Genomic DNA, 6,224 nt, shown 5'->3' on the forward strand with positions numbered 1-6,224 from the left:
CAGGCTGCCCGCGTCGAAGCCGGACTACTTATCCGCAGGTGAGCCACCGTACGGCGGTGTTGTATTCGGCGAACCTCGACCCTGCGGCGCCGGGCGTCAGTCCGCCGTGGCCTGGGAGGTCGTGCCATTGTCCAGGTAGCTGGTCTGCTGCTCCACGAGTTCGTCCACGAGCGCCGAGAAGGTTTCCGTCACCCACTGCGGCCTGTGCAGCTCCTCGTTCCGTCCGTGCATGAAGTGCTGGAGAGCGACCTCGGGCTGCTGGGCTCTCCAGGTGGCCAGCAGGTTACCCGCGTCCCGGCCGTTGTCGGCTGCGTGCTCGACCAGACCGAGGTCGTGGAGGGAGATGACTCCCAACGCCGTCGCCCGTCTGGTCTGCAGCGCCCCGTTCGCGGTCAACACCTCCTGAACCCGGCGGTGGACCGCCGGGTTCCACGGCAGCCCGTCGTCCGGGGTGACGATCAAAGGGACAAAGCGGGTGCCAGGAACTAGGTTCCGGCCGGTGAGCTGTGGGAGAGACTCGGTGAGATGCCGGATGGTGGATGCCATCTGCTGGGCCTTGTTTCCGGCAAGGACGGCCCCCAGTTCCTTGTCCAGCTCGGAAACGTCCGCGTGACCGCCGACCACGCGTTGGGAGAGTCGCCGGTTGTTCGCGTCCAGGCAGATCCACACGTCGCCGCAGTCCACGACCCAGTCGCACACCTTGGGCGTAGCCTTCTTCGTCTTCCAGGCGTGCCACATGTCGCTCTCGGAGTACACCCGCTTGAAGTGGCCCTTCGCGGGAAAGATGCGCCGCAGAAGCTCCCCGACGCTGTACTCGAACTGGAAGTTGAGACAGGACCTGAACGCCTCCTCGCGTCCGCCCATGATCCTCTGATCGGTGCCGCCGTCGATCTTTCGAAGGTGGTCGGCAACATCGAACTCGGGTACCTGCCCGAAGGCTCGCTCCAGCACGAAGCCGATCCGGATGACTTGCACCGATCCATCGGGCAGCCGGACGATGGGCCGGCGACGAAGTTCGTTGAACTCCCACGGCTGCTCCGTGGCAGGCGGCTGTCGCGCCACCCGCTGTTGCAGGTCGGCCAGGGGCACCGAGGAGGCGTCGAGGAACAGGCCGATAGCCGCCGGGTCAATACCGAGGCGGTCGAAGAACTCCGGTGGGAAGCGCAGGTGCTTGTGCATGTATGCCTGCACCCACAGGTGAGTGGCCACGCCGAGGAACGCGTCCAGCGCGCACCCGGTCGCCTCGGCGAACAGCTCCGCCGGCTGCCCGCCGGCCCGTACCCGCTCCTTCTCGCCGACAGCCGGGGACCACCCCTCACGCCAGGTCACCTGGGTCCGCGCCATCAGCGGCGCCGGGCGGGCGGTCACGTTGAAGTACTGGTTGGCCAGCAGCTCCGCAGCCAGAGTCGCCCTGAGCCCGCCCCACTGCGGCTCGTTGGTCTCGCGAACTTGGCTCAGCTCGTCGGCGATGCTCAGCGCCGCCTGCAGCACCACATCAAGATCACTAAGGTCGCCGCGCGCCTGCCCGGGGGGACAGAAGGTCAGGGCTTCCTTAACCGCAACCAGTAAGTGCTGTGGCGGCAGTAAACGTCGCCCCCTCGCAATCGCGGCACGTGCCCGCCATGCGGCCTCGCCGGGGAGCTGCGCCGCCCACCCGTGTTCAACCTCCGCCTCCGGGGCATCCTCAAGGTCAAGATCACGCAACATGGCGCTCAGCAACGACAGGGCTTGGCCCAGGGGCACTCGTTCCCAGAGCAACTCGCGAGAGGAGCGGTCCGTCATCGCACCGAAGACCTCGGCACCGGTGCAGTAGGGACGGCCCAGCAACGACCATGGACTCCGGGCCTTCAGGGGGCGCCCGGGCACCCAGAGGCCACCCATGGCCGGACATTTTAGTGCGCGACCAGCGACCCGGACAAATAAGTTACTGGGCGGTGTTGATGGCCACACGGCAGTAGCTCCCATCGGGCCCCGAACCCGCCACGCCCGTCGAGAACGGCCAGCTGTTGCGCAGCTGCGTCGCGCCGGGTGGGGTCGTTATGGACAGCCAGGGCTACTTGGGGGAAGGGCTACTGAAACCTTCAGTGGCAACCGACATGGTTCGCCTGTGCGAGCAGGGTGCGGTTCGCGGCTCGGGCAGCATCGAGTTCTTCGTCGTGTTCATGTAGATCTCGCTGAGGATCGAGAACTTCCTGTTCGAGGTGGGCGACACGAGGGTGGAGCTGGGCGACGTCGTCCGGGGCGCCGAGCCCGGTCTCGCGCCAGACCTGATCGCCGAGATCGACAAGCACAGCGAATCTCGACCCCTGCCCGTCGAGCCAGCGCCGCCGGAGGTTCTCGCGCAACTCGGCCCGCCCGAGGACGCCCGTGTCGTCTGCCAGTCGAGCTGAGCCACTGCCAGCGTGTCTGAGGCATTGCAGGGTTTCTGTCTGCCAATTAAGTTGCACTTGATGAGTGCGTTGGCCGGGCAGACAACGGAGCAGACCACTGACCGGTTGCTGGCGGTGCTGAGGGAAACGCTCGACCTCACCGGCCGGGCAGCCAGGCGGCGACTCGACCCATCGTTCTGGATTCCCCGGGCGACCTCGACGTTCGGCGCGGACCTGACGAACACCGAGGTCGACGTGCACGGTGCGCCATGGGGGTCGCAGGAGCCCACGATGGCCTTCGAGATGGCGCGTCTCAGCATGATCGTGATCGATGACTATCTGACCAGCATTCGTAAGCTTCTGGAGCCACCCTTCCCGCCCCTGCCCATGTACGGCCAGGAAGTGCTGGCCAGGTCGGTCCTTGAGAGTGCCGGGTTTGCCTTCTGGCTCGTGGATCCGCAGATCACCGTGCGTCAGCGGGTTGCCCGTACGTACCTCGTTCTCTGGGACGCGGCCGGGAGAGCGGTCGAGAACGCCAAGAAGGTCGGCACAACCCAGGACGCTGCCAGCGCACAGGCGCATCTCGACTCGATCCTCAGGAGGGTGGACGACCTGGGGCTGGGTCACGTCAAGAAACCCCGCCGGCTCATCGCCGAGGAACGACTGCCGAGCAAGACCGACCAGGTCACGGCGCTTCTGGCCGGCAAGGTTCGAGGCGGTCACGAAATCGTCTACTCGCTGTACTCCGCAGTTGCCCACGGGGAGATGACCGGGATTCTGAGCCGTCGTCTCGATCCGCCGGCCAGTGGCGCGACTTCGGTCATGACCATCACACCGCGCCAGCTGGTCGGTAACGTCGAGCTGGCCGTGGTTGCGTTCGGACAGCTGCAGGAGCGGCTCTGCTCCGGCGGCATGGGTAGTGGTCCGCGCGAACTGGCCAGCTGGAGCTGGGAACACAACGTTGGACGCCGCTTGAACGCCATCAAGAGCTGGCTGGTCTGACGGCTCGGGCGCGTCTTGACTGCATTCCGCTTCCCGCTACGGGGCGCGTAGGAGAGCAGCAGCAGGCTCGGCCGGATTCCACAGGATGCGGCCGAGCATGACTCTCTGATTTGGATGAGCGAAAAGCGGGCCGGGACCATGACGGGTGGTCCCGGCCCAGGGCATGGCGGGAGTCAGATCGATTCATCCGTGACCTCGATGCCGTTGTCCGTGGCCCACTGCACAACCTGAGATTGACGCCCGCCGCCTCCAGTATGGCTCCAGTACAAGCGCCGGATGCGACCGTCTCGGGTCAGCTGTCCCATCTCCGTGACCCCGAAGGCCTGTCCGAGCTCGTCAAGCAGGAGCGCGGCGGCACTGATCAGCGCGGGGCCTGGCTGTCCCAGGTCGTCGAGGGCGGCCGCCGCCTCCGCCGGATCGACCTGGATCTGGTATCGCTCCCCGGTGCGGGACTCAGGGAAGCCATAGCCGCGCGTGTGCCCGACAGTGGTGGGATGCTCGGCGTCAACCGGTGCCAGCTGGGCGCGAATCAGCGCGGTGCCGCCGGCAGCGGCACGATCGCGGGCGTGGCGTCCCAGGTGCAGCAGTCCGGAAGGATCCCTGCGGCGATACCTTCGTCGGCGAGCACCTGGTACTTCAAGGTTCCGGTGGAATCGGTGTCGGCGGGAGCCGCCCGGCCGTCCCTGTTGTTCAGGTCGCCCACCGCCATCGCGAAGACTCCGGAGCCGTCGGTGTGCAGCTCCAGGGAGATCCACCGGGCTTCCGGCTGGTAGTTGCCTGTGCCGTCGGCGAGCAGGCGCCGGCGCCCAACTCGAGTGCGGTAGATGCTGTGGCCCTCGCCGGTAATCGTGAGACGACCCGTGCGGACCTCCATCTCAAAGGCTCGGAAGGCCTCTTCGCTGAGCCGCAGGTCCCCGGGCAGGTCCGGGACGAGCGACACAATCAACCAGCCATACCTGTCGTCGATTGCGAGCCGGCCGATGGCCTCCTGCTCGATCTCCTCGACGCGCTCGGCCTGGCGCTGTGCGCTGGCGAACCGGTTACGGTACGCCGTTGCGACCTCCGGCTCAGACAGATAGCGGGTGGTGGCGCCGTTGCGGGCGGGGAAACGCAGTGCATCGTTAATCAGCACGGCGTGCGGCGCCGCAGAGCTCCGCGGTACGGCAACGACGATAAAGCCGCGCACGGTGCCGTCGGTTCCCGTGCCAGCCCCGGGGTCAACGACGGAGAGAATGTCGAACACCGGCATGGGAGCAACCAGCGAGGCAACGACCTGGCGCATACGCGCAACCTCTGCATCGGTGATATCAACGCCAGGGGCGGCGGTGGCCCGAGCCTGGTCGTCCTCTTCGACGCCGAGCAGGATGACACCGCCGCCGGTGTTGGCTAGGGCAGCGACGTCGCCGGCGAGGGAGCGGCGGTCCCTGTCACTGTTGCCGTACAGCGCCTGCTTGAAGTCCAGATCAAAGGCCTCTTGGACGCCAACAGCGATGAGACTGTGCAGGTGCTTGGCTTTCAGCTCGTCGAGCGGTGCGCCGAGGACGGATTCCAGCCGGCGGGATCGAAGGGCAGCCATCCATGCTCCCTTGGGGGTGGGCGGAGAGGACGCCCTATTCTGCCGGTTGCCTACCAGGCAGTGGCGGTTCCACTTGTCAAGGCATCGCCGGCCGACCTTGTCTCGGGTCATTCCATGGAATCAGTCGAATCCGCTATCGAGCGGCGGACAGGGTCAGCCGTCGCCAAACTTGGTCCTCACCGATTGGGTCGAGCGCTCGCAGGGTCACCGGGACGTCGAACACGAGTAGGTGATCATAGACAGATTGCCCCTCCGAGACGGGACGGCGGGAAGGGTCGGCTGCTCGACAGGAGCAACCGGCCCTTCCCGTCGGTGTGGCCAGGAGTGAGTCAGCCTCGACCGCGCGCCGAGAGGTCACGGCTGCACCGGACGATCTCGGCGGGCTTCTCCTCGACCATGAAGTGGCCCGTGGATCAGCCCAAGAGCTTCTTCTTCTGAAAGAGGAACTCCTCTGAGGTCAGGACGCCAGCGTCCCGGAGCTGCGCCAACTTGGCGAGCTCGTCGGCGACCGAAATTCCTGGTTTAGGCGATGCTGCTGCCGCCTGATACGACTTGCCGAAGTCTGGATGGGCGCGGAACCACTGCTCAATCTTCTCGGCCGTTCCGTAGTTCACCGGGACTTCAGCGAGGGTTGTGCCGGAACCTTGGACAGTCAGGACCTGCTGCATCGACGAAGCCTTGAGTCGCTTCTTGTCGTCCCGGGTCGCCTTGCGAACCGAGAATCCAGAGATGTCGCGCATCATGACCCTGAAGGCGGATAGCAGCTTCCCCGTCGGCCGGTACTCGACGCTGCCATCCGGGTACTCGAGGATGCTGCCGCTACCGAAGCCCAATCCGTGCGAAACCGGCTTCTCGGCCATTGAGTGGTGCCCCCTCACTTGCTGCGAGGAAACTTTATATCAGGCTCCAAGCTGTAGGAGGGATGGCTGCACCGGAGGGCGCAGGAGCTGTTGTTTGCGCGGTCAGTGGCCGAAAGAGCCGGTCGATCGACCTCCGGGAGGCGCTCCCGACCGCCAGTTCGGATGCACTATCCGACCGGCTGCGCGAGCTGACCGATGCGGGCGTCGTACGCCGTCGGCAGCTACCGCGGCCGGGCAACGTGCGCGTCTACTAGGCGGTGTCTTCAAAGGATCTTGGTGTCGGATGATGTAGCGCGTGGGTCGTCGCTACGAGTTGTCTGATATCGAGTGGGAAGCGCTGTCGAGGTATCTGCCGTCGGCGGTGACCGGTGGTCGGCCACGAGTTGATGACCGGCGGGTGCTCAACGGGATCGTGTG

Annotated in this window: 6 protein-coding genes; 3 read left to right on the top strand and 3 right to left on the bottom strand. The window is 66.0% G+C overall.

All coding sequences use genetic code 11. From position 1 onward, the window contains the following. Positions 1–96 precede the first annotated feature (96 nt). Positions 97–1,881: a hypothetical protein gene (locus EV374_RS23735; RefSeq protein ID WP_132238928.1), complete on the bottom strand. Its 1,785-nt coding sequence runs from the start codon at positions 1,879–1,881 to the stop codon at positions 97–99. 320 nt (positions 1,882–2,201) lie between these two features. Between EV374_RS23735 and EV374_RS23740 the strand changes: the two genes are divergently transcribed. Both EV374_RS23740 and EV374_RS23745 read left to right on the top strand, forming a co-directional pair. Next, on the top strand, positions 2,202–2,390 hold the full coding sequence (locus EV374_RS23740) for a hypothetical protein (protein ID WP_132238930.1): 189 nt from the start codon (positions 2,202–2,204) through the stop codon (positions 2,388–2,390). Between the two features lie 60 nt (positions 2,391–2,450). Then, positions 2,451–3,371 (top strand): hypothetical protein, encoded by a 921-nt coding sequence (locus EV374_RS23745; RefSeq protein ID WP_132238932.1) that lies wholly within the window; start codon positions 2,451–2,453, stop codon positions 3,369–3,371. 529 nt (positions 3,372–3,900) lie between these two features. On the opposite strand, the gene EV374_RS23750 is transcribed toward EV374_RS23745, so the two are convergent. Next, positions 3,901–4,947 (bottom strand): ATP-binding protein, encoded by a 1,047-nt coding sequence (locus EV374_RS23750; protein ID WP_165947885.1) that lies wholly within the window; start codon positions 4,945–4,947, stop codon positions 3,901–3,903. 413 nt (positions 4,948–5,360) lie between these two features. Then, a complete protein-coding gene (locus EV374_RS33005) occupies positions 5,361–5,807 on the bottom strand; it encodes an SHOCT domain-containing protein (RefSeq protein WP_207914484.1) in 447 nt (148 codons plus the stop codon). 62 nt (positions 5,808–5,869) lie between these two features. Between EV374_RS33005 and EV374_RS23760 the strand changes: the two genes are divergently transcribed. Then, positions 5,870–6,061, top strand: coding sequence for a winged helix-turn-helix transcriptional regulator (locus EV374_RS23760; protein WP_132238936.1), 192 nt, complete (start codon positions 5,870–5,872; stop codon positions 6,059–6,061). Positions 6,062–6,224: the final 163 nt, after the last annotated feature.

The sequence above is a fragment of the Micromonospora sp. CNZ303 genome, from assembly GCF_004345505.1.